Raw genomic sequence first — 23,043 nt, forward strand, 5'->3', positions numbered from 1 at the left:
AAGATCCAATATTAGCTATTTGACTACAATAAAATCACCTTTGTGCCAAATACCAACACTTGTTTTTTTATTATTTATATCAACCAACTGAAGTTTTACAGCTAAATTTGGCATCAAGTAATAACGTTCTTTACAGATCCCATCGGAACCAAGATTTATTTTCTCAGGTAAACAAGGTCCTGAAGCAACAACACGAAAAGAACTGTTCCCTAAATTAGCAACTTTCTGATTTTCATATTTGTATTGAAAATTTTCTATTCTAGGTGCAACAACAAGTATTGTACTAATCGTTGCAGATGTTGTTGCTGATGCTGATTTTGAACTTTTCGTAATCCCACTTTCACTAATTGGGTCATCTTTCCAATTTAGTCGATAATAACGTTCCTTATCGTCTTTCGGACCATTGTAAATAACTTTAAATACATCACGTGCATTTCCGGGAAGAATAATATTCGCTGGTGTTGACAATATTTCGTTAGGATCGTTAGTTGAAATTACCTTTCCATGTTCTAATGGTGTATCTATTTTTTCTATCGTTAAGTTTACTAATCTAGCCGCATCAACTGTGTTTTCAATTTCCTTAGAAAGTGAATTTTCATCAGATGAAATAATTTCTGTGATATTACCAACATTAACAGCCAAGGTATTTTTTAGTGGGAGAATTGATAATAGAATAACTGCTATTGTTGTTTTTTTCATAATAGAACTCAAAATAAAAAACGATAAAGACTCTATATCCTTATATTATCTTTATCGTAACAAAGGATTTTTTATTTAATTAATAAAAAACTTATGGAGTAACAAAAGTTCCTTCCCAGTTTGCAGTAAACTGGACTTTCACATCACCATCCCAAACACCATCATCTAAGTCTTTAAACTCAGCAACTGCGCCTGCAGATTTAGCTTTAGCAATAACAAAGGTGAACTCACCGCGATCTGTTGCACGATCTGAGCTATTATAAACACCATCAGCCGCTAAATTATCTAAGCCTGAAGTAATACCATCAGCGACGCTGATTAACGTAGTATCCGTAGCAGTGTTTAAATCAGTGCCATTCCATTTAACGCCAACTTCTAATGTAGAATCGTCGGTAGTTCTTGCTAATGTATTCGCAATAATTTTTGATGTTAATTTAAAATCTGTTGCGCCGGATTGTCCTTGAATAGCGACATCGAATGCACCATTTTGCTGATTAAAGCTTTTTTGGCCTTCAGCGTAATTAAAAGTTAAGCTTTTTAGTGGAGTCACAACTAACATACTTGTCGTGTCTTTAATTGCAGTCGCTTGCCATGTCGCTGTTGCTTGAGCAGTACGTGTATCTGCATTTGCAACCGTAGCAAAAGAAGCAGCAATAATCCCAGATAATAATACAGATGATATCTTCTTATTAAACATTTTATTCTCTCTAATTTAAATTCAATATACAACAAATGAAAAATTACTTAGTATAAAAAACACTTTTAACTGTGTTTTTTATAAAATATAATCTTGACCACTATGAGAATAGAGCTAAAAAAAATTAAAATAAAATTACTGTTTTTTATTTACTAAATTATCAATTAAGTAATTACTTAATAAGTAATTTCTTTTGCTTTTTTCTTTTTCCAATTTTATATCGATATCACATTCACTTTGAACAAATAAAATAAGCTCAACCCAATTCTTATCTAAGAGATGTAAAAGATGACTTAATTGGTCTATTGTTAATGATGTTTTTCCTGTTTCATAACGAGATATTTGTTGCTGACTAACGTGCATTAGCTTTGCTAATTGCTTACCCGTCAAATTCTTTTCCTTTCTAGATTTCCTTAAAAATATTCCCGCATAATAACTCAACCTATTTACTTCCATAAGCATTTCCAGAATTTTCCCGATGTATAAGATCAATAAATTTTTATCAAATGATAAGCATTAGTATATTTATTTAATAGGCTAAATTATTCTAGTGATAATTCATTAACTACTAATTTATGCTTAATAATATAAATTGAATAAAAAACGAGTAAAAATGTTTAAACCTATCAATAGAATTAAAATCAATAGGCCTGGGCTTTTTTATTTTTTTTGTACCCATATTTTGAGACATACAACCGAATAAAACACGCAATTGGAGTAGAAAAATGATAAGTAACTATGTGATTAATCAATTAATTTTAGATGTGATAATATTGTTGCAGTTATTAACTCAATATGTTGCAAGTATTATTACTTATAAAACAATATAGATTACAGTGACACGCCAATTAATGCTAAGTTTCATTTTGTTACAATTTGGAATGCAATGTATTACTTGTAATTTAAAATAACACTTAATATGAGTATTAAGGATTTTGCTCTATAAAATACTCATTGATTAGCGTTAAGATCGAGTATGCTATTTTTATTGATACATATCAAAACATACTCATTCATTTTTATTTTTTTAAAGAATTAAAAAAATAAAAACAATGACTATAATAACTATCCCTACTGAAACAATTCATCAATGATATAAAAAAAACATCATTTCGAACTCTCAAATAAAGCACAAAAAACCATCTATTTTACGCGGTCTATACCAAAGCAAAGAATAGTAACTTCAATAAATTAAAATACGCACTCATCAAGATGGGAATAAGAATCGTTCAAAAAAATCTAGATTAGCTGTTCTTCAAAACTTATCGATATTGCTCATTACAGATAGATGGATAGATGGATAGCTTATTCACTTCTAGTAGTCAACTTTTTACTAACAGACATTCCTATGCTCTGTTACTATACCCAAAAGTATAATCTCTAGTGGAAAGCTAGGTGCAAAAGAAAGGATTAAAATCTAGATTAGCTGCTATGTAGATAGTTATATCTAATTTATAAGTAATATGTAGCGTAGCTTTAAGTGATAAATTGGGTCTAAAACAAGCCGTATAGATTAGGCACTTCAGAATCTGTATGCATTGAGCCATTTAATTGGAAAGGAGGGAATCTTAGCACTAGCTATTTCGATAACTCACTACAAACATTCATAAAGCATCACATTGGATATCACCAAAATTAAAATGAGGGGCAATGGAGAACATAATACCCCATCCCTGATTCAACTATTACTGGCCAAGTACCTTATAAAATTATACAAGATAAGCTGGTCTGTAGGACGAACTATTAACGCTAACCTCTATGTACCACAATAGGATCATAATATAGAAAGTTGATACTATAGTAGATAAAGCAGATCAACTATTTGTTTTATCTTACATTTATTCACCTAATAGACATTGATATTATATCATATATCTAATTATCAAAGTGGGACTTTAACATCATACACATTAAATTAGTTAACTGAGTTATTAATAGATAAAAGGGTTAAATACACATTTAAAATTACAATTCTACCAATATAACTGGTTTCCTACCTTTATTCTCAATTCTTCCCTCTCTTTAATTGTAATAAATTGTAACTTTCAATGTGGATTCTTTATGCTTCTTAATTAAATATACATTTGTTAAAAATTATAATAATTTTACACTTATTTGGTGTATTTTTTTATTGAATACCCTGTTTTCAACATTATGAAGTGTATTTTTAACCAATTAAACTGGTGAAGAGATATTTTTTAATTGAATAATGCTAAAAAAAACAGATTTAATAGAAAAAACCTATTGAAAGTAAATCTTTAATAGAAACCCTGCCATTTACTCTTTTTTTAATGTATTTATTATAACACTCAATTAAGCAAGCGAGTGAGCTAACGAATATCACATAAATAGATCTATTAATATTAGAGGCTGAAAAAATGAAAGCTAATATAATTAGTAGTCATGTAGGAAATTATTTACGAAAATCACGCAAAGAAAAAAACATGACAGGAAAACAGTTGGCAGAATTAATTAATATTAGCCAACAACAGGTATCTCGCTATGAAACTGGTACCAGTTCATTATCGCTAGATCAATTAAATGAAATCTTAACTGTTTTAGACAAAAGATGGATTGAAATGATTTACTATATTGATTGTTTCTCTGAAGAAAATAAAAGAAACAATATAAATTTAAGTAAAAAAACAATCGCAATATTACTAAATAGCATGAAAGATATTTAAACCTTTCATTTTAAATTCAATAAAACCATATCAATATGTAAAAATTAAATGACTATTTTTACTATTGTTTTCTATCAATATAAAAAGAGAGATTAGTATGTTAAATAAAAAAATGGCTTCTGTATTGTTATCAACAATTATTGCAGCTTCTTTTGCTACCGTTGCAAATGCAGATACACGTACCGCTCAAGCAACAGCTACATGGCAAGCAACTGCAATTAAAGACACGACAAGTATGTTAGTGGTGACTCCATTAAGAAGTTTAACCTTTAATTATGCCGAAGGCCAAAAAAGCTTTAACCAACAAAATGGCGCATTTGATATCGCTATTCAAGGCCAAGCTGGTGCAACTGACTTTAAATTAGCGTCAAAAATTATTGCTAATACATTAGCAAGAACTACCGACGATTCTAAATTAACTGTTGGTGTTAAATGGAATGGTGAAGATCTGACTAAAAATAATGATTTAGTATTAATTGATACATCAACCGGTTTAACTTCTGGTTTAGATAATTTAGCGGCTGATGGTATCTATAATGGCTCAGAGCGTGCAGCAGATCGCGGTGAATTCACCTTTGTTATTGCTGGCGCTGAAGCTGATGGCGCAGCGACTGACTTTAAAGCACTGACTGACGGTACATGGGATGGTGATGTGAAAGTTCAGTTTACTGCAACTTGGGACGGTGAGTTTACTCCAGCTCCTTAATTCAATATCCCCTTATTAGATAACTAAATATTACGATAAAGATACTATAGGGAAATAATATCTTTATCGTCATTCATTTTATAAATTTATGATTATGAAAAAGATAACATTAGCATTAATTTTATTATCATGGTTACCATTAAAAAGCAGTTTTGCTGTCAATGTGGGAAATATCACTGAAATAATATCATCGGATGAAGACACCTTATCTAAAGAAATTGAAAATACAGTAGATACGGCAAGATTGGTAAATTTAACGATAGAAAAAATAGATTCACCACTTGATACTGGAAAAGTAATTCCAATTACTGATCCCAATGAAATATTATCCACACCTGCTAACTTAATTCTTCCTGGGCATGCAAAAGATATATTTAAGATAATTTATCAAGGCCCAAAAGATAATAAAGAACGTTACTATCGATTAAATTGGAAAGATGATCCTATTGGCGAGAGTGGTGTTACACAAAGTGCGAAATCGGCATCAGCAACAACATCGGCAACAATTAGCACAATTCTCGTTGTCGCACCAAGAATTGAAAACTTTAATTATAAATATTCTAATTCCCAAGTTTCAAATACTGGAAACAGCACCTTCCGTGTAGTGGCTTCAGGCCCTTGTTTAGCAGAAAAACAAAAATACGGAGTGGATGGTATTTGTCGCGAGCGTTATTACCTCATGCCAAATTTAGCCGTCAAATTACAATTTGTCGATGTCACAAATAAAAAATCAAGCGTAGGTATTTGGCACAAAGGAGAGTTCATTGTTGTCAAATAATTAAGAATGGACTTAAATTATGCGTAAAAGTGCTATTGCTTTATCAATATTAAGTATTATTTTTTCGAATACGATTAATGCCAATGAAATGAAAAGCGTTAAGATCGGTGGATATATTATTCCTCCTGCATTTGTTAGTGCATTGGAAGAAGGAATGTCTGTACCTGTTTTTTTACGACTAAATGATGATGCGGTAATCAATCAGAGCGAAAGCAAAATTGCAGATGCAGTTATTGTAATCGACCATGATAATATTAAATTATCAAGTATTCATCTCATTGAAAATGAGCAAGGTGCGAAACTAAATAATTTACTAGTCGATAAACTTGAAGAAAAAAAGGATGCCATTTTTAATGAAAGTAATGGCATTGTTATTGATAATAATGCAACCCTTCAATTAAATATTTCTTCATTTAATTTATCATTAGATGTTGATAAAGCTGCTTTTTCGCCAAAAGAACATGCGCGGCAATCTGTACTAGGAAATTCTTCAGTTAATTCATTTTCAGCAGTTGCTAACTATGATTTAGGGGTATTTCAGAGCCGTGTTAAAGATTCAAAAGATACATCCAGTAGCTATTTCAATTTAGACACATTATTCGCAGCTGCGGAACATCACTTTAATGTAAATGCATCAGCATATAGCATTGGAAAATCTAATTCTAATGTTGAACTGTATCGTGCAATGTATGAGCGTGATTTCAACGGATTCCGTTTTGCGCTTGGGCTAATGAGTACGTGGAATTTGCAGTCTATTGCCAGCTTAACTGCCCTTAGCAGCAGTAAAATTTATGCGGCATCAATAGGGAATAATTCCTCAAGTATGGTGACAAATAAGCAGCAATCACTCACACCGATTTATGCTTTTTTAAATAGCCCAGGTGAAGTACGTATTTATCGACAAGGTAAGTTATTAAATATTCAAAATTTTCCCATGGGTAATTTTGAAATTGATACAAGTGTACTGCCCTATGGCATTTACGACGTCACTATTGAGACGGTTGTCGATGGCAAAATTGTCACAACACAGCACCAAACAATTAATAAATCCTTCGGTGCGATAACTGGCGGTTTTGATAAACTCAATTGGGAAATTTATGGTGGTTATATTGACTTTGATAAGCGTCATTATGTAAGAAATGAAGGCTCAACAAGCCAAACTCCGGGTAAAAGCCATTTAATCGGAGCCTCTTTCGCTTATAACTTCCCAGTGTTGTCTGGCGTGCGTTTTCAAATGTCAAATTATGGGTTTGATAAATTTGTTGTACAAGAAACGAGTATCAATGCAGCTTTAAATAACTATATCTCAGTTAACTGGCAAGGCATGCTAGAAAATCATGGCAGTTATCGTAACATTGCGACTCTTTCTGTCAATATACCAGAAGGCTACGGTTCTTTATGGGCATCAAAAGAAAAAACTGTCGTGAGCGGTGATTTACCACTTTATGATGCTGACAGCTATTCTTATGGCGGAACCATTAACTTTGACAAAATAATTGATAGAACTGGGTCACTGACTATTAGTAATACTAAAGATCGTCGTATTGGCAGTGATTCAATTAACTATGAATATGCAAATACATTATTCTCTGGCCGTTATGGAACCGTGGGGCTAAGAGCGGGTGTACAGCGTTACCATTATGATAATCAAAATAGTACCAACGAAAAATATATTAATCTCGATTTTTCCTTACCCTTATCAACATGGTTGAGTACAGGTGTTTCCTCAACAAATGGTAATGTGAAAGCGAATATTTATGCGAATAAAAATTTTGAAGACTCGGTGATTACCAATGCAGGGGTTTCTGTCTCCAAATTAGTCAGAGATAAAGATAATGGTGAATCCAATTTTTCAACATTAGGCTATGCTTCTTATGATACTAAATATAATTCAGGTACCGTGACAATTAATCGCCCCGATAATAACAGACTTAATGGCAACTTAACCTCTCGTGGCTCTGTGGCATATAGCGACGGCATGATCATGCCAAGTGGGCAACAAGGCAAATCAGGCGTTATTATTAATTCCGATATAAAAGGTAGCGGCAGTATGGTCGCAAAAGTAAATGGGCAGAATTACCCAATTAGCGGAAAAAATACCTTTATTCCACTATCCCCCTATTCGGATTATGACATTCAATTAATGAATGACGGAAAATCAAAAGACAGCTTTGATATTGTCTCAGGACGAAATAAATCCGTCACATTATACCCAGGAAACATTGCTCTTTATCAACCAGAGGTAAGGCAATTAGTTACGGTATTTGGCCGTCTGAAATCACCAAATGGTGAATATATAAAATATGCCTCAATTCGAAATCATATTGGTCGCACAAAAACAGATCAAAATGGTGAGTTTTCCATGGATGTTGACGTCCGATATCCAGTGATATCGTTATTACAAGATGATCAGCAAACAATTTGTGAAGCAGATTTAAACCTTCAAGGTGCACGTGGTGCATTGTGGGTCGGTGAGGTGACATGTGAGCCTCAAGAAGCATTTGCTAAACGTTAATTATCACTTTAAAGGCTAATTTAATATGCGATTATTATCGATAACAGCACTTTTTATTTCATTTTCGGTTCTAATACCGAATTCGTTTGCTGCAACAGCACCATTACAAGAGTATGTCATTGTCGAAAACCAAGTTGATAACGAATTCTTTATTGTTGCTAATAGAGTTGACCCACGCTTTTCGGGCTCAAATGTATTCACAAAATACCAGCGCAATAGGCAATACAGCTTAGGCTATATGGGATATACTGGAACACCTTTTAGCTCAACTTATAATACAGGTGATATTTGGTTAGAAAATTCTCCCGTAAGCCAACCTTTTATCGGGAATCGTTGTATGATAAATAACCGAAATTGCCCGGCGACGTCTTATTGGTCAGCTCAGCAGTTACGAGATAATGGTGCGTATAAAATCCAACAAACAGGAACACCGGGTGAGTCTGGATATTCAAGACCGATATTTTCTGAATCTTTTTATCGCTGGTTAGCCGAAATACCACCAGGAACAGAATATACTTTTGATTTAAGAACCTGTACAAGCCGCGATGATTATGATTTAAGTAACGCAACCTGTATGACGAGTGGCGGAAGAACAACAACACAACAACATTACATTCCAACCAATAAAAAAGGCAATATTATTCTAAAAGGAACGGGAGCCTTACAAGAAGTTTTTGTGGATAGCAATGGCAATCCAACTATTGGACTTGGTTCTAACTTTTGCTCAACAGGAATTGTTGGAAATACATCTGGAATTATTTGTAAGTTAGTTGAATTAGAAACCCAAGGGCAATCTATCGGCGGTACATTTACAGTTCGTATGTATATTGATAGCGCAAAATTAGGCTTAGCTAGGGACCCCCGGGCTGCACTTATTCAGTATAAAGGGAGTAACAGCACACGCTGGACGAATTGGTCCTCAACAACCAACATGTCAGAGATCTTTAATAATGGCTCACAAAATATTGAGGTTTTCCTCTCAAATGAGTATTTAAAGTCAATTGTTGATGCTTCACCTAATTCAACCGTCACACTCGCTGATAGCGTGTATACTTTTGGTTTTCAATCACCACTTCCTCAATCGGGATTTTATGAATTTACGCCTTCAAATTTCTTAATAATTAAACCGAGGGATTATGGAATCAGCATTATTCCTGCAGATTTTAACCCAAACCAATCGAAAACGGGCAAAGTCGGCAATGATGAACCACCAATAGAATTTAATTATATCGTCACAACTAGCGGGCCAAGACAAGCGGATTCTATTACGGCAAAAGTTGAAGGACCAAACACAACATTAAAAGGACAATCATACTGTTTATTTACCTCGAGTGATAATAAACTTAATGTCCCTTTTTCCGCTTATCTTTCATTTAAAAATGAAAATGGCGCTAGAGAATCACACCGAGCAAGTTGTGATAGCAATGAAGTTTCATTAAAAAATGCATTATGGTCTGAAACACCATGGGATAGGCCTAATGAGGATTTAGGATCTTTTTATCGGACTAACTTAGATTTATCATTCCCAATGAATGACTCTGAATCATTTTTTACATTAGATGGCATTGATTGGTTAGGAACCGTTTCTGCAAGTGGCACAATAACTGTCAAAGCAATTTGGACTGGACCCGATATTCAATAATATCTAATGACGACTTATAGGGCTACTTGTAAAAGCTCAAATGGCCCTTTTATTGAACCTCATATATACTTAAACTTTGGCTTGGATTTTTAATATGAAACCATTTTATTTACTTAAAATCCTATTCTTGATTGTGCTATCAATGCTTTGCAATAGTGCTGTTGCTTTATATATCAATGCAGATATTTCTTCGATGGAGTCAGGACAAGAGTTTTTTTCTAAGCCATACATCAATGACACAAATAAAACTAATTTATATAATTTTAGTGCTTACAAAATTGATAAACCAGGTAACCAAGAACATGGAACATCTCTCCATAATGGCGAGATTATTTTTACTCCATTGAAGAAAATTTTATTACCTGGAGAACAAGAGTTTTTTAAGATTTTTTATCGAGGAGAAACCGATGAGACTGAGCGCTATTATAAAATCATCATTAGCGAAACGCCTCTTGATATGCGTAATGATGATGAACAAAAAAAGCGACCTTTATTTTACCCAACGGTTAGCCTAGAAACCTATTTCGTTGTAAGACCCAAAAAACCAGATTTCAAATATGAGCTTAATCCCAGTACTCGTATTCTAAAAAATACGGGAAATACCTATTTTAGAGTGCTCTTACATGAAAACTGTGATGCTAATGATGATTCCGAGCCTTATGTATTTTACTTATTACCTGGCCAAGAATCTAAAGATGAGCGTCTTAAAAAGAAGAGCCGTAAATATATTGTAATCTTTGATAAATATTACCCAATTGGCAACTGTGAATAAAAAACCAATAATATCAATTTGTTATAAAATAAAATGACAAATTTGACTATGCTATTGTTTAAAAAAATTTAATTATCTAATCATAATTCGATAGATACTCTGTATCTATAATTACCTAAAAGCATTACAAATTCATAAAACTCAGTTATATAAAATTGCTTCAGACAATTTAAAAATAAATTAATTTAAGCATCTATGACTTGAAATAGTGATTAATACTGTTTTTTGCCTAAATATAAAACATCAAAACAAAAAATGTCAGTTTCATTAATACGATACACTGAAATTTTTCACCATTACATATATAACCAATCATTATAAACAAAAATTTATTTTCATATTTTCTTCTCAAAAAAAGAGTAGTATATTACACTGATACAATTACTTTAAAATCAATGACTATCATGTTAGCTAAAAGTAACCAAACTAAGCACATATTTTAATAACTAAATAAGAGTCATGTATGATATATATACTGAATAACATAATAAAATATAACTCTGACTTAGGTGAAATATTTAGGGTGGATACAGAACTCAGTGTAATGAAATTAACCCCCGTATTGAATTATATTTTTATAATACTAATTCAAAATAACAAAACGACTATCACTCGTGAAGAGATACTAAAAAAAATACTAAATAAATATGACTTAAAAGTTTCGATAAACACGCTTAACCAATACATTAGTACATTAAGAAAAGTATTACATCAACAGCTTTTAGTTGAAAATGCAATTCTAAGCATATCAAAAAAAGGCCTTGTTATCTCTTCTGAAATTCAAATTGAAGAATCGATTGCCAAGTTCAATAACAAAATAGAGAAAAGCCTAGCTAACCCTCCCATTTCAAGCAAAAAATCTGCCAAATCACTATTACTTAGTAATAAAAATCATATTATTAAAAAAATATTATTGATAATTAGTGTTTTTTTACTTTTGGTGATTATTTACCTTGTAAATCAAATTTACGCAGTAAAATACCCATATACATCAATACAATCATACAAAATTAGCACAATTGGTGATTGTCCTGTTTATGGATTCAAAGATAACTATGAAAAAAACATAAGTGATTCAATAGGCAAACAAGCAATTGATTTTAACTTAACCTGTGAAGATTCTGATATCTTTTATTATTACAACAACATACAAAACTTAGGAAAAAACAAACATAGCTTATTAGTAAAATGCAAAAAAAACAAAGATTGTATTTCAACAAGAATAAACTGGCAGGAAAAAAATGACTAATAAAACACTATACTCATTGATACTATCATTTTCATTAATCATCGTTTTCTTGTTGTTTAATTTGAATTCAGAAAAAAATCAAGCGCAATACTGCGAAGCAACTGTTTCCTCTAATTTCATATTGGCTAATAATAAATCATCATATACGCTAGATATGAAACTAGTAAAAAACAATGATAACAGTGGATATATTAAATTATTAGGAACAATTACAACTGATAAGACGTATACTGTCAATCGAGTTGTTCATTTCAATCAATCATCAAGAAAATATATAAAAGATTTAAAATTAACCATAAGTTATGACAGAAAATCTACAAATGATAATGTTCCTGATGATATATTCGAAAAATACTTCAAAGCATTCAACCTAAATTCAATTGCATATGTAGAAATTGATGAGATAACTCCTGATTGGTATCTTTTTTCTAGTTCGTTTGGACCTTATTTTGTCTGTAGCAGACAAGCCAAATTAAATACAATTTAATACATAGCGTTCCACTTACAAGGTTGAGACAATAGCAAGTATTGTATCTTTGCTTCTTATTATCATTTCCCTCCAATTAATTAGGCTTGATTATACTTTTATCTAGATATCGATAAGTACCAGCTCAATCCTTAACAAATCACCATTTCAACTTAATCTATAAATACTTTCTGTAATTTTATGTAAAAATATAAACAATTACTTTTATATGACTATAAATGCATTTTTTTCATTTATTATTTATTATATTTTCACTTTTAAGTCAATCTTTCAGGCTAATGTAATGTATTGTTTTTATTGAACTATAAAAACCTATATTTTCATTTAATAGCCTATATTTATTATTTATACCTATATTGATAGTTAAAAACTATTAAAACAACTATTTTTGATTCATTAAAACAATTTCACATTGGTAACTAAAAAATATAATCTACCTCTCATTGAGAAAGTCAAAAAATTCAAATTAATACTATAATTAATAGCTAACTTTAAGATAATAAGTTTCCAATAGAGAGAATATAAAATGAAATATATTAATACTAAAGAATTGAATATAAATAACGACCTAGATATTGTTATGGCCACCGCAAAATACTTAAAGTCTGCACGTATTGAAAGATCATTAACGGGTACAGAGGTAGGAAAACTATTAAATTTGAGCCAACAACAAATATCAAGATATGAGAATGGCCAATCTGCTATTTCTATTGATAGCCTTCATACATATCTTAAAGTATTAGGGAAAGATTGGTTAGATTACTTTAGATCTGTTATCTTAGTTAGAGTTCATGCGAATTACTATTAATACAAGCAATACAAAATTTAAATTAATTATTTTAAATAAGAAATTAATTTTAAGATAAGTGCTCAAAATCACATATCAATAACAACATGAAAAATTTTAAAGTAGTTAATATGATTGAAAAAAATGCGAATTATTCTCGCAAGTTTACTATTTACAAATCTCATTATATCAAAACTTAACTCGAAGAAGTTATTAGAAGCAGCAAATGATATCTATAGAAAGGAACTCTCAGTGCAGTTGAATACAGTCATTCAAAAAGAAAACGCCACGCTAATAAATTAGCGTGGCGTTATAATTTGGCGGAACGGACGGGACTCGAACCCGCGACCCCCTGCGTGACAGGCAGGTATTCTAACCAACTGAACTACCGCTCCTGATGTTCCCTGCTGGGAACGCCATGCATATTACGAATACTTGAGGACCCCGTCAACACTTTTTCTTGTTAAATCGCACAGTTGAACAGTTTTTAGCCTTGAGAGGCTTTTCTATCCATTTTCCTAAGCAAGTATAAATAATGAAATCAATTATTAGTGTAAATTTTCAGCTTCATCAGAAGGTTGGCGCCAAAGACAAGGTTTGCCGCCTTTCTTATCAACAATATCCAACCGAGCTTCATGAGCAATTATTTCTTCATCAGAAGCAAAAATCACTCTAAGACCGCTCTGAGGACGTTCAATCCTTTGAATTTCATACTCTTGCTCATTATTAGCTGATTCTGAATCCATCGAAAATGCTAATGAAGTTTGCCCGCCCGTCATTGCCAAATAGACATCTGACAGAATCTCAGCATCGAGTAAAGCCCCGTGCAGTGTACGCTTAGAGTTATCAATTAAATAACGGTCACATAACGCATCCAAGTTATTCCGTTTACCAGGAAAAAGTTTGCGAGCCAATACTAAGCTATCAGTGATAGTACAAAATTCTTGCGTAGGCGGAATACCTTTATTGAGTTTACGGAATTCATAGTCCATAAAACCGATATCAAAGGGGGCATTATGAATAACAAGTTCTGCACCACGAATAAATTCAAGGAACTCATCCGCAATGTCAGCAAAAACAGGTTTATCTTGTAAAAATTCATCACTTATCCCATGCACTTCAAATGCTTCAGGATCCACTAAACGGTCAGGTTTAATGTACACATGAAAATTACGCCCTGTGAGTCGGCGGTTAATCACTTCAACCGCACCAATCTCAATTATGTTGTGCCCTTCATAATGAACACCGAGTTTATTCATACCGGTTGTTTCAGTATCAAGGATAATTTGTCTGGTTATCACCGTGCTCATAATGTTTTTTTGTGTCAAACTAGAAAGGAACGAATAATATAGAGTGTAACAGAAATGACAAAGCAGGTAGAAATTTTCACGGATGGTTCCTGTTTGGGTAATCCTGGCCCGGGTGGATATGGCGTTGTTCTACGCTACCAACAACATGAAAAAACATTGAGTGATGGATATTTTTTAACCACGAATAACCGTATGGAACTACTTGCAGCCATCGTTGCATTAGAATCACTAACAAGGCCCTGTGATATTATTTTAACCACTGATAGCCAATACGTACGACAAGGAATCACACAATGGATCCACGGATGGAAACGAAAACAATGGCGAAAAGCGGATAAATCTCCTGTCGTCAATGTTGATTTATGGAAGCGCCTTGATGACGCCATCCAACGGCATACGATTGATTGGCGATGGGTTAAGGGCCACGCAGGCCACCCTGAAAATGAGAAATGTGATGAATTGGCTCGAGCTGCCGCTTCAGCGCCGACTAAAGAAGACACGGGTTACCAACCCGCACAAAACTAAGAAGGATCGTCTATCTTCATTGATTTACTGATCTCCTTCGCCGCACCGAGTGCTGTTCCAATCTTAACCTTCGGTTGCTTGAATTTTAGTGGTGTCGGAGTCAGTGGATAAGTCCGTTTCCGCGCCACAATAACGCTTAACGCCCCAATTCCCCCACAGTTTTTATTCACTCGTCTTTGTGCACTCAACCAAGGAAATATTTGGCAATTACGATGATACAAAACTTCATAGTTTAATAAGCTTAACCAATCAAATACCCTAACAGAGGGGAAAAAACGGCTACAATAAGGCTGCCGTTTACGTAAAACAGGTACGAGTTTCGCCATTCCGACAAGACTGAAAGGGTTAAAACCTGAGATGATTAGCCAGCCATCGTCGATTAACACCCGGTCAACCTCCCGTAAAAGCCAATGAGGATCATGGCTATATGCCAAACAGTGAGTCATTAGACAGGCATCTATCGATTTTTGGGTTAACGGTAATGCCTCGGGCTTTGCAATAAGATTAAAACGAGGATCACCAGTACCAACATTAAATTGGTGGGAGATTAAGCAGCCTTCGGTATGGATTTCAGTACTTAAATGGCCTAACTTAAGCAAATGAAAGCCAAATATCTTCGGCCACCAAGGGCTAAGTTGATTTTCTATGGCTTGACGATATTGTTCTCCAAAAGGAATGTCAGACCAACTAACTGGCATTTGAATTTTTTTATCAATACGCGCAGGCTTCATGAAATTCCCCTATTAACTATTAACAAGTATCGAGGTCATTATGGAGTTAATTCGAGTACCAGCTTTAAACGATAACTACATTTGGGTTTTAGTCGATGGCCACCAACAGTGTATCATCGTTGACCCCGCAGAGGCAGAGCCTGTGCTTGAAATAATTACAGCTAAACAGTTGACGCCTGTCGCCATCCTATTAACTCACCACCATAATGACCATACAGGTGGTGTAAAAGGGATTTTAAGCAAATTTACAACTCTTCCTGTTTTTGGCCCAAAAGAAACCCAATCTAAAGGGGCGACAGAAATAGTCGAAAACGGTGATAAGGTCATAATTAACGAGTTCAACCTACAAGTTATTGCATTATCAGGCCATACTTCTGAGCACATCGGCTTTTACCAAGCACCTTATTTATTCTGTGGCGACACGCTGTTCTCTGCCGGTTGCGGGCGGATATTTGAAGGAACTCCTGAACAAATGTTCGAATCTATCCAAAAAATTGCTGAGCTTCCTGATGAAACCTTAATTTGCTGTGCCCATGAATATACTTTATCTAATCTCAAATTTGCACACCATATATGGCCTGAAAATGAAGCGATTACACAATATTTACAAAAAATAACGCAAATGCGTGACAAACATCAACCAACAGTACCTACCACATTGAAAACAGAGAAAAAAATAAATATTTTTCTGCAATGCGATAACCTTCAATTACAGAAGAAGCTCAATATTAATATACAAAATCCACCTTTAAGAGCAGTTTTTACCCTGTTGCGTCAATTAAAAGACCAATATTAAAGTTTAATGATTGTCATATCGGGGTGGGATAAGTATTATTGTTCGACTTTTAAACATCAAAATGAAGAACAATAGAAAAGAATGAAGATAATCGCGACGCTTATCGCCATTGTTCTGTTGGCCGGATGCCAAACTGCCCCGAAAAAAATTAAGCAGAACAAAACTCCAACTAATCATACTATTGAAACTGTTGCATCACACAACCAAGCAGCCAGTCGACAATTACCTAAAGTCGACTATGACCTATGGGGTTATATTAGTGATGAACTAAAAATGGATGTCCCTGATAAACCTCAAATTAGGGAACTCGCAAATAGTTATTTAAATAAACAACGTTTTGTCTACGATGTGGCATTAAGAGCTGAGCCATACATGTACCTCATCGTAGACGAAATTAATGAGCGCAATTTACCCATGGAATTAGCTTTAATTCCTATTATTGAAAGCTCATTTAATCCTAAAGCAACTTCTCCTGCACAAGCCGCAGGTCTATGGCAAATCGTTCCTATCACTGCACGCTCATATGGACTAAAACAAACACAATGGGTTGATGAGCGCAGGGATGTGGTTTCTTCAACTAAAGCGGCTTTTGATCTTCTCGAAAACTTAAATGTTATGTTTGGCCACGATTGGGAGCTCACCCTTGCTGCCTATAACTGTGGAGAAGGCTGTGTTCAAAATGCTATCAAGAAAAACGAAGCTGCTGGGCTACCTACTGATTTTTGGTCACTCTCATTACCAAAAGAAACTAAACAATACGTACCAAAAATCTTAGCACTTAGCCAAGTATTGAAAAATCCTGAAAAGTACCAAGTTAATTTGCCAACAAGTAATAAAAATCGAGCACTCACTCAAATCGATGTTGGTCAACAAATCACGTTATCTCAAGCCGCTGAGTTGGCTGGGTTAACTGTTGAATCGGTAAAAACGTATAATTCTGGTTATACACGCGGCATAACATCGCCAAGTGGCCCTCATTATATTATGTTACCTACAGCAAAAGCTGAACAATTCAAAACATCACTCTCAGACGAAGATGTTTTAAACACAATTAGTTTAGCCGCACAACAAAATCAACAGATAAAAACAACACAACCCACTGCCATTTCTAGCGCGCGTCAAAATCGAGCTAAAATAGCTACATATAAAGTACGCAAAGGCGAATCTGTCGCGAGTATTGCAAAAAAATTCAATACTACCGCCAAAAATATTCAAAAGCTAAATGGGCTAAAAACTGCGAGTGTTATCAAACCAGGACAAGTATTAAAAGTTACGAGCTCAGTGCCTGCTGCAAGCAACCGTAAGGCAAAAACCTATAAAGTAAGAAAAGGCGACTCCTATTATAGTATTGCGAAACGTCATGGCATAAAACTCAATGATTTAATGACTTGGAATTCAGGTGTTAAAATGGCGGACCTGAAACCAGGGGTAACCTTAAACCTCTATCTTTAAGTTATTCTCATCAACAAAGCTTTTGTCTATTTCAGGCAAAAGCTTTTTTATTTTTAATTTTCTTATTAGTAAAAATAAATTATTTGAATGAATTAAGTAGGAAAATAATTTTTATAACATCTTTTGTATAAACACTTCATATTCACTGTACTAAAATAACCGATGGTTAAACTATAATTTAAATACTTCATAAAATTGAGTTTAGGCAGAACATACGCGACTCAGCCCCCAACAACTTGCTAATAAGCTAGAAAAAAGTAGTTTATTGCTGGTGACATATGTGATAATAATGCTATTATTATATCGCGGCTAGTTTAGTCCGAGCTGCCAGTCCGTATTCGAATATCGCTTATGTATTATATTAATAATCTTCGAAAGTTTAACGAACTAGCAATAATCATATATTTTTCAATATACTAGTACATGAGCTTTTATATTGAACATAGGTGTTTTAATTAGTTAACATGACATTATTGATAAAAAATACACTCAGCAAAAGTCAGATTCGCCTGCGGAGGTGATTATGGATGAATACTCACCCAAAAGACACGATATAGCAGAACTAAAATACTTATGTAATAGTCTCAATAGAGACGCTATTTTAAGTTTACAAAAAACAAATACGCATTGGATTAATGATTTAAGCTCCCCACAAAGCGCAGCCTTGAATGAACTCATTGAACATATCGCTGCATTTGTCTGGCGATTTAAGATCAAATATCCAAAAGAAAATCTTGTTATATCACTTATCGAAGAGTATCTCGATGAGACTTATGATTTATTCGGCAGTCCTGTCATCACACTCAGTGAAATTATAGACTGGGAAGCAATGAATCAGAGCCTTGTCGCTGTGCTGGATGATGACCTAAAGTGTCTAACCAGCAAAACCTAAAGATATTATTTATCTTTAGTTCAAACTACAAAACTGTATATTAATAAGTAATTTTGCACAAAAGAAAGGGTATTATGACCAAATCTGATTATCTGATGCGTTTAAGAAAATGCACAACAATTGAAACTCTTGAGCGTGTCATTGAAAAAAATAAGTATGAATTATCTGATGATGAGCTAGAGCTATTCTATTCAGCTGCAGATCACCGCTTAGCTGAACTCACAATGAATAAGCTTTATGATAAAATTCCAGCTTCTGTTTGGAAATTTGTTAGGTAATATCTTATTAACACGCACAGATAGTGAATGGTTGTAGCCGGTAAACCTGCTTATCGGCTGGACGCAATGTAATTATCGTTTTATTATTGGCGTTATAATTATGCCAATGGAAATTTATTGCTTTTAATTTTAGCATATCAATTTTTCTTATTACAATAATCAACAATGAATGTTGTATTCTTAACCTTTCTTTTTTAACTTCAGAATTTATTTGAGATTTAGAGTTTAATTGACAATTATAAAATATAATTAAATAACATATTTATAATAAATTAGAATATATAGATGAGAGGAAAGGCAAGATATGCTGAGTTGGGTGGGGGCCCTGCCAGCGACATCCCGGCACACACAACCCCTGCTATGGCTGCTTCCTTCCGGACCTGACCAAGTTAACAAGTTAGCGTTGCGGGAGAACCAACAGAGCCCCCATTGAATGCTTCTTTCAAAGCAGGGGCATTATGCTTGATAGTCATTGAAATAGCAAGAACCCCCTGACCAAGTGACGTTTTATTACACAAACGCATATAAAAATAGCGACTCAACTAAGGAATCGTTTATTAACTAGTTCGCAGGCACCATCAACAATTCAACATTTTTTGTGACACCATTATTGATAACCTCTACAACGCTATCACTAATGTATAAAAGTTTTCCATTCGCGTTCACGGTTGCATTAACAACTAGCGAGCCTTCCTGCCTAACTTCATTTTTTTGGTAAGTTAGTTCAAAAGGAATGGTTGGACGATTATTCACTGAATTGTAATATTTTTGAGATAATATCAGTGCAGGTAAGTCCGCAACCGTTGTATCTGCCAACGTAATTGTAACAACTGCGTCTTCAGGTAAAACAGTATCCTGTAAAATCACCACACGGCCCTCGATTTTTCCTGAATCGACTGTCTGGTTATTATTACTATTTTGAGCATTAAGTGCTTTTTCGCTGGGCTTGGTGCTATTCCCTTCACAGCTAACCAACGTTAAAATCACTAATAAGCTAACAATATAGCGAAAAAACTTCATAGTTATTACCTATAACACAATGTTTACTAAAACATTTTAAAATAATCGGAATAGACAAGTCATTTTCTGATGAGGGAATAATAAAAAGTATAACTAATATTGGTAGAATAATACATTTATATTTCCAAATGTAACAATACGTAACCCCAATTTATTCGCTAGTAATTAATCTACCTATTCAGGGTAAATAATGGGAAAATACCAATATCTCATTTACGTATAACTGAACTAAGATGACTATGAGCCCAGAATTACAGAATTTAATTAGCCTAATTGAACTCGAAAAAATTGAAGAAGGTATTTTTCGTGGACAAAGCGAAGACCTTGGTTTACCTCAAGTTTTTGGTGGACAAGTTGTTGGACAAGCCATGTATGCAGCTAAGCAAACCATACCTGAAGGAAGAGCGATTAATTCTTTTCATAGTTATTTTTTACGCCCAGGCGATAGCTCACGTCCCATTGTTTATGACGTGGAAATTTTACGCGATGGCGGAAGCTTTAGCGCACGCCGAGTAAGTGCCATTCAAAATGGCAAACCTATCTTCTTTATGACCGCATCATTTCAATCTCAAGAAGAAGGTTATAGCCATCAGAACTTAATGCCAGATGTACCACCACCTACAAAATTAATTTCTCAAGATGATATTGTTCAAAGTTTGGCTGATAAATTACCAGAAGCAGTTAAAAAGTATGCTCTTCGGCCAACTCCTTTTGAATTTCGTCCCGTTGAATTTTACAGCCCATTCGATGCCGCACCTCAAGAACCATTTCGTTATATTTGGTTCAAAGCGAAAGGGCAACTGCCTGATATACCTTCACTACACCACTATTTATTAGGTTATGCCTCTGATTACAATTTCCTCCCTGCCGCATTACAGCCGCATGGTAGAGGATTTATGGAACGCGACTTACAGGTTGCAACTATTGATCATTCAATGTGGTTCCATCGCCCATTTAAAATTGATGACTGGTTACTGTACGCTGTAGAAAGCCCTTCGGCATCAGGTGGGAGGGGTTTTGTGAAAGGACAAATCTATAATTTACAAGGTGATCTTGTTGCAACTGCAGTCCAAGAAGGCGTAATTCGTCAACGGCAACCTCGTAAATAACCGCTATTTAAAGTAAGTGATTACTTACTTAGAAAAATATATTAGTCAGTTTAAAAAGGTAATGGCAGCCAGCAATAAGCTGCCATTATCAATTTACATAAAACACAGTATTATCCTGTAATTATCTTTACATGAAGGTTAATTGTAGGCACTTTCACCATGAGAAGTAATATCTAAGCCTTCCCTTTCTTTTTCAACATTAATTCGTAAGCCTGACGTTTTCTCTGCAATTTTAAATGCGATATAAGCAACAATTGCAGTCCAAACAACACAAACTAGGATGCTAACGGCTTGAATTCCTACTTGTTTCATCATCGTAATACCTTCCGCATAGCCACTTCCACCTAATACCGTTGAGGTAAATACCCCCGTGAGTAAACACCCTAAAATGCCACAGACTCCGTGAACGCCAAAAACATCGCAAACATCATCAACTTTTAACCGACGTTTTAAAATCACTACCCCCCATAAACCTGCCAATCCAGAAAGTAGTCCGATGATTAATGCCCCGCCAACACCCACAGTACCCGCAGCAGGCGTAACACCGACTAACCCAGCCAAACACCCAGAGCAAGCCCCTAATAATGAAGGTTTCTCCCTGAAAAGCCATTCCGCTAAAGTCCACGATAAGATAGCACCAGCTGCAGCTGCGATAGTGTTCACAAACGCGAGCGCAGCGATACTATTTGCACTTCCGGCCGAACCTGCATTGAAACCAAACCAGCCAATGAATAATATGGAAGTTCCCATAAATACCATAGGTAGGTTATGAGGTTTAATAGCTTCTTTCCCTAACCCGGTGCGATGCCCCAGTAAGTAAGCACCAACTAAGCCTGCAACAGCCGCATTAATATGAACAACCGTACCTCCAGCAAAATCTAATGCGCCATCTTGCGATAAAATACCGCCTCCCCACACCATATGTGCCATTGGCAAATAAGCAAACGTAGTCCAAATAAGTGTAAAAATTAAAATTGCAGAAAATTTAATTCGCTCTCCTAATGCACCAATCACTAATGCAACCGTTAAGCATGCAAATGCACCTTGAAACACGACGTGAATAAATTGAGGGATCGGTCCAGATAAGCTTTCTACAGTAATATCTTTCAACATGATCTGGCTAAAACCACCGATAAAATCATTTCCCTCACTAAAAGCTAAACTGTATCCATAAACAATCCAAATAACAGACACCAAAGCAAAAATAACTGCAGTTTGAGCCATCAAAGAAAGAACATTTTTACTTCTTAGTAACCCGCCATAAAATAATGCGATACCTGGTAGTATCATAAAAATAACTAAAGCAGTCGCTATCATCATAAATGCGTTATCCGCTTTATCTAGGGTTTCCTCTGCAGCAAACACGGTTATTGGAAAACCACCCATTAATAACAATAAGAATAAGTATTGGAACCCTTTGCGCATAGTTGTTCTCCTACAGTGCTTCGTCTTGTTTTTCACCTGTACGAATACGTACCGCTTGTTCTAATGACAAAATAAATATTTTTCCATCCCCAACTTGGCCCGTATAAGCTTTTTTTTCAATTGTTTCAATTACCTGCTCCACTAACTCATCAGAAACGGCTATTTCCATACGTACTTTAGGTAAAAAGTCGACAGTATATTCAGCACCTCTGTACAACTCGGCATGCCCTTTTTGCCTACCAAACCCTCTAACTTCAGTAATGGTAAGCCCTTGAACTCCAATATCTGATAACGCTTCTCGGACTTCATCTAATTTAAATGGCTTAATGATCGCGATGATATATTTCATGTTCACTCCTATAAGTCAGGTGAATAAACTGCTCAATGCTTTGAACAGCACTGACGTTATAGCAAACCGTGTGCCAAAATATATTTATTCATATAATTCAATAAGAAAGGGCAAAATAAAAAACCACTCGGATGAGTGGC

23 protein-coding genes, 1 tRNA gene and 1 other RNA gene are annotated in these 23,043 nt (G+C 34.5%); 15 read left to right on the plus strand and 10 right to left on the minus strand.

Annotation, left to right across the window (positions count from 1 at the left end; genetic code table 11):
• Positions 1-15: 15 nt before the first annotated feature.
• The 3 genes from PSE72_RS10520 to PSE72_RS10530 all read right to left on the minus strand — a co-directional run bounded on the left by PSE72_RS10520 (position 16) and on the right by PSE72_RS10530 (position 1,852).
• Positions 16-699, minus strand: a complete 684-nt coding sequence (locus tag PSE72_RS10520; protein ID WP_198641859.1) for a hypothetical protein — start codon at positions 697-699, stop codon at positions 16-18.
• A gap of 91 nt (positions 700-790) precedes the next feature.
• Positions 791-1,396 carry a common pilus major fimbrillin subunit EcpA gene (gene ecpA, locus PSE72_RS10525; protein ID WP_198641858.1) on the minus strand — a complete coding sequence of 202 codons (606 nt, stop codon included), beginning with the start codon at positions 1,394-1,396 and terminating at the stop codon, positions 791-793.
• Between the two features lie 135 nt (positions 1,397-1,531).
• Positions 1,532-1,852, minus strand: coding sequence for a helix-turn-helix domain-containing protein (locus PSE72_RS10530; RefSeq protein ID WP_198641857.1), 321 nt, complete (start codon positions 1,850-1,852; stop codon positions 1,532-1,534).
• Positions 1,853-3,774: 1,922 nt separating this feature from the next.
• Between PSE72_RS10530 and PSE72_RS10535 the strand changes: the two genes are divergently transcribed.
• The 9 genes from PSE72_RS10535 (at position 3,775) to PSE72_RS10575 (ending at position 13,037) form a co-directional block, all read left to right on the plus strand.
• On the plus strand, positions 3,775-4,080 hold the full coding sequence (locus PSE72_RS10535; protein ID WP_004914446.1) for a helix-turn-helix domain-containing protein: 306 nt from the start codon (positions 3,775-3,777) through the stop codon (positions 4,078-4,080).
• A 97-nt stretch (positions 4,081-4,177) separates the two neighbouring features.
• On the plus strand, positions 4,178-4,786 hold the full coding sequence (gene ecpA, locus PSE72_RS10540) for a common pilus major fimbrillin subunit EcpA (protein ID WP_004914448.1): 609 nt from the start codon (positions 4,178-4,180) through the stop codon (positions 4,784-4,786).
• A gap of 94 nt (positions 4,787-4,880) precedes the next feature.
• Entirely contained in the window at positions 4,881-5,564 is a 684-nt protein-coding gene (locus tag PSE72_RS10545; RefSeq protein ID WP_198641856.1) for a hypothetical protein, read from the plus strand.
• 19 nt (positions 5,565-5,583) lie between these two features.
• Positions 5,584-8,079: a TcfC E-set like domain-containing protein gene (locus PSE72_RS10550; RefSeq protein WP_115166658.1), complete on the plus strand. Its 2,496-nt coding sequence runs from the start codon at positions 5,584-5,586 to the stop codon at positions 8,077-8,079.
• 25 nt (positions 8,080-8,104) lie between these two features.
• Positions 8,105-9,721: a fimbrial protein gene (locus tag PSE72_RS10555; RefSeq protein ID WP_115166657.1), complete on the plus strand. Its 1,617-nt coding sequence runs from the start codon at positions 8,105-8,107 to the stop codon at positions 9,719-9,721.
• 142 nt (positions 9,722-9,863) lie between these two features.
• On the plus strand, positions 9,864-10,493 hold the full coding sequence (locus tag PSE72_RS10560; RefSeq protein WP_371021399.1) for a fimbrial protein: 630 nt from the start codon (positions 9,864-9,866) through the stop codon (positions 10,491-10,493).
• 523 nt (positions 10,494-11,016) lie between these two features.
• Positions 11,017-11,742, plus strand: a complete 726-nt coding sequence (locus tag PSE72_RS10565; protein ID WP_217007895.1) for a winged helix-turn-helix domain-containing protein — start codon at positions 11,017-11,019, stop codon at positions 11,740-11,742.
• Positions 11,735-12,229: a FidL-like protein gene (locus tag PSE72_RS10570; RefSeq protein ID WP_115166655.1), complete on the plus strand. Its 495-nt coding sequence runs from the start codon at positions 11,735-11,737 to the stop codon at positions 12,227-12,229. The genes PSE72_RS10565 and PSE72_RS10570 overlap by 8 nt, the downstream gene beginning before the upstream one ends.
• A gap of 526 nt (positions 12,230-12,755) precedes the next feature.
• The gene (locus PSE72_RS10575; RefSeq protein WP_198641854.1) at positions 12,756-13,037 is read left to right on the plus strand and encodes a helix-turn-helix domain-containing protein; all 282 of its coding nucleotides are present in this window, start codon (positions 12,756-12,758) and stop codon (positions 13,035-13,037) included.
• A gap of 297 nt (positions 13,038-13,334) precedes the next feature.
• Here PSE72_RS10575 and PSE72_RS10580 read toward each other — a convergent pair.
• Together PSE72_RS10580 and dnaQ are read right to left on the minus strand one after the other, a co-directional pair.
• A tRNA-Asp gene (locus tag PSE72_RS10580) sits at positions 13,335-13,411 on the minus strand.
• A gap of 153 nt (positions 13,412-13,564) precedes the next feature.
• The gene (gene dnaQ, locus PSE72_RS10585) at positions 13,565-14,326 is read right to left on the minus strand and encodes a DNA polymerase III subunit epsilon (protein WP_115166654.1); all 762 of its coding nucleotides are present in this window, start codon (positions 14,324-14,326) and stop codon (positions 13,565-13,567) included.
• A 54-nt stretch (positions 14,327-14,380) separates the two neighbouring features.
• Here dnaQ and rnhA point away from each other — a divergent pair, with 54 nt between their 5' ends.
• The gene (gene rnhA / locus PSE72_RS10590) at positions 14,381-14,851 is read left to right on the plus strand and encodes a ribonuclease HI (protein ID WP_004914473.1); all 471 of its coding nucleotides are present in this window, start codon (positions 14,381-14,383) and stop codon (positions 14,849-14,851) included.
• Here the strand turns inward: rnhA and PSE72_RS10595 are convergent.
• Complete coding sequence (locus tag PSE72_RS10595; RefSeq protein ID WP_004914475.1) at positions 14,848-15,582, minus strand: class I SAM-dependent methyltransferase; 735 nt, start codon at positions 15,580-15,582, stop codon at positions 14,848-14,850. The genes rnhA and PSE72_RS10595 overlap by 4 nt on opposite strands.
• Before the next feature lie 40 nt (positions 15,583-15,622).
• Here PSE72_RS10595 and gloB point away from each other — a divergent pair, with 40 nt between their 5' ends.
• The 4 genes from gloB (at position 15,623) to PSE72_RS10615 (ending at position 19,000) form a co-directional block, all read left to right on the plus strand.
• Positions 15,623-16,378, plus strand: a complete 756-nt coding sequence (gene gloB, locus PSE72_RS10600) for a hydroxyacylglutathione hydrolase (RefSeq protein WP_217007894.1) — start codon at positions 15,623-15,625, stop codon at positions 16,376-16,378.
• Between the two features lie 81 nt (positions 16,379-16,459).
• Positions 16,460-17,830, plus strand: coding sequence for a murein transglycosylase D (gene mltD, locus PSE72_RS10605; RefSeq protein ID WP_217007893.1), 1,371 nt, complete (start codon positions 16,460-16,462; stop codon positions 17,828-17,830).
• A gap of 523 nt (positions 17,831-18,353) precedes the next feature.
• Positions 18,354-18,722 carry an Hha toxicity modulator TomB gene (gene tomB, locus PSE72_RS10610; RefSeq protein WP_115166653.1) on the plus strand — a complete coding sequence of 123 codons (369 nt, stop codon included), beginning with the start codon at positions 18,354-18,356 and terminating at the stop codon, positions 18,720-18,722.
• Positions 18,723-18,796: 74 nt separating this feature from the next.
• Positions 18,797-19,000, plus strand: a complete 204-nt coding sequence (locus PSE72_RS10615) for an HHA domain-containing protein (protein WP_004905417.1) — start codon at positions 18,797-18,799, stop codon at positions 18,998-19,000.
• Positions 19,001-19,323: 323 nt separating this feature from the next.
• On the opposite strand, the gene ffs is transcribed toward PSE72_RS10615, so the two are convergent.
• An RNA gene (ffs, locus tag PSE72_RS10620) (signal recognition particle sRNA small type) lies at positions 19,324-19,420 on the minus strand.
• Positions 19,421-19,561: 141 nt separating this feature from the next.
• A complete protein-coding gene (locus PSE72_RS10625; protein ID WP_004914482.1) occupies positions 19,562-20,020 on the minus strand; it encodes a YbaY family lipoprotein in 459 nt (152 codons plus the stop codon).
• Positions 20,021-20,259: 239 nt separating this feature from the next.
• Here PSE72_RS10625 and tesB point away from each other — a divergent pair, with 239 nt between their 5' ends.
• Positions 20,260-21,129, plus strand: coding sequence for an acyl-CoA thioesterase II (gene tesB, locus PSE72_RS10630; RefSeq protein WP_115166652.1), 870 nt, complete (start codon positions 20,260-20,262; stop codon positions 21,127-21,129).
• Positions 21,130-21,267: 138 nt separating this feature from the next.
• On the opposite strand, the gene amtB is transcribed toward tesB, so the two are convergent.
• Together amtB and glnK are read right to left on the minus strand one after the other, a co-directional pair.
• Complete coding sequence (gene amtB, locus PSE72_RS10635) at positions 21,268-22,515, minus strand: ammonium transporter AmtB (protein WP_228367686.1); 1,248 nt, start codon at positions 22,513-22,515, stop codon at positions 21,268-21,270.
• Positions 22,516-22,564: 49 nt separating this feature from the next.
• Positions 22,565-22,903, minus strand: a complete 339-nt coding sequence (glnK, locus tag PSE72_RS10640) for a P-II family nitrogen regulator (protein ID WP_004905421.1) — start codon at positions 22,901-22,903, stop codon at positions 22,565-22,567.
• Positions 22,904-23,043: the final 140 nt, after the last annotated feature.

The sequence above is a fragment of the Providencia sp. PROV116 genome (genome assembly GCF_028482485.1).
GTDB lineage: Bacteria > Pseudomonadota > Gammaproteobacteria > Enterobacterales > Enterobacteriaceae > Providencia > Providencia rettgeri.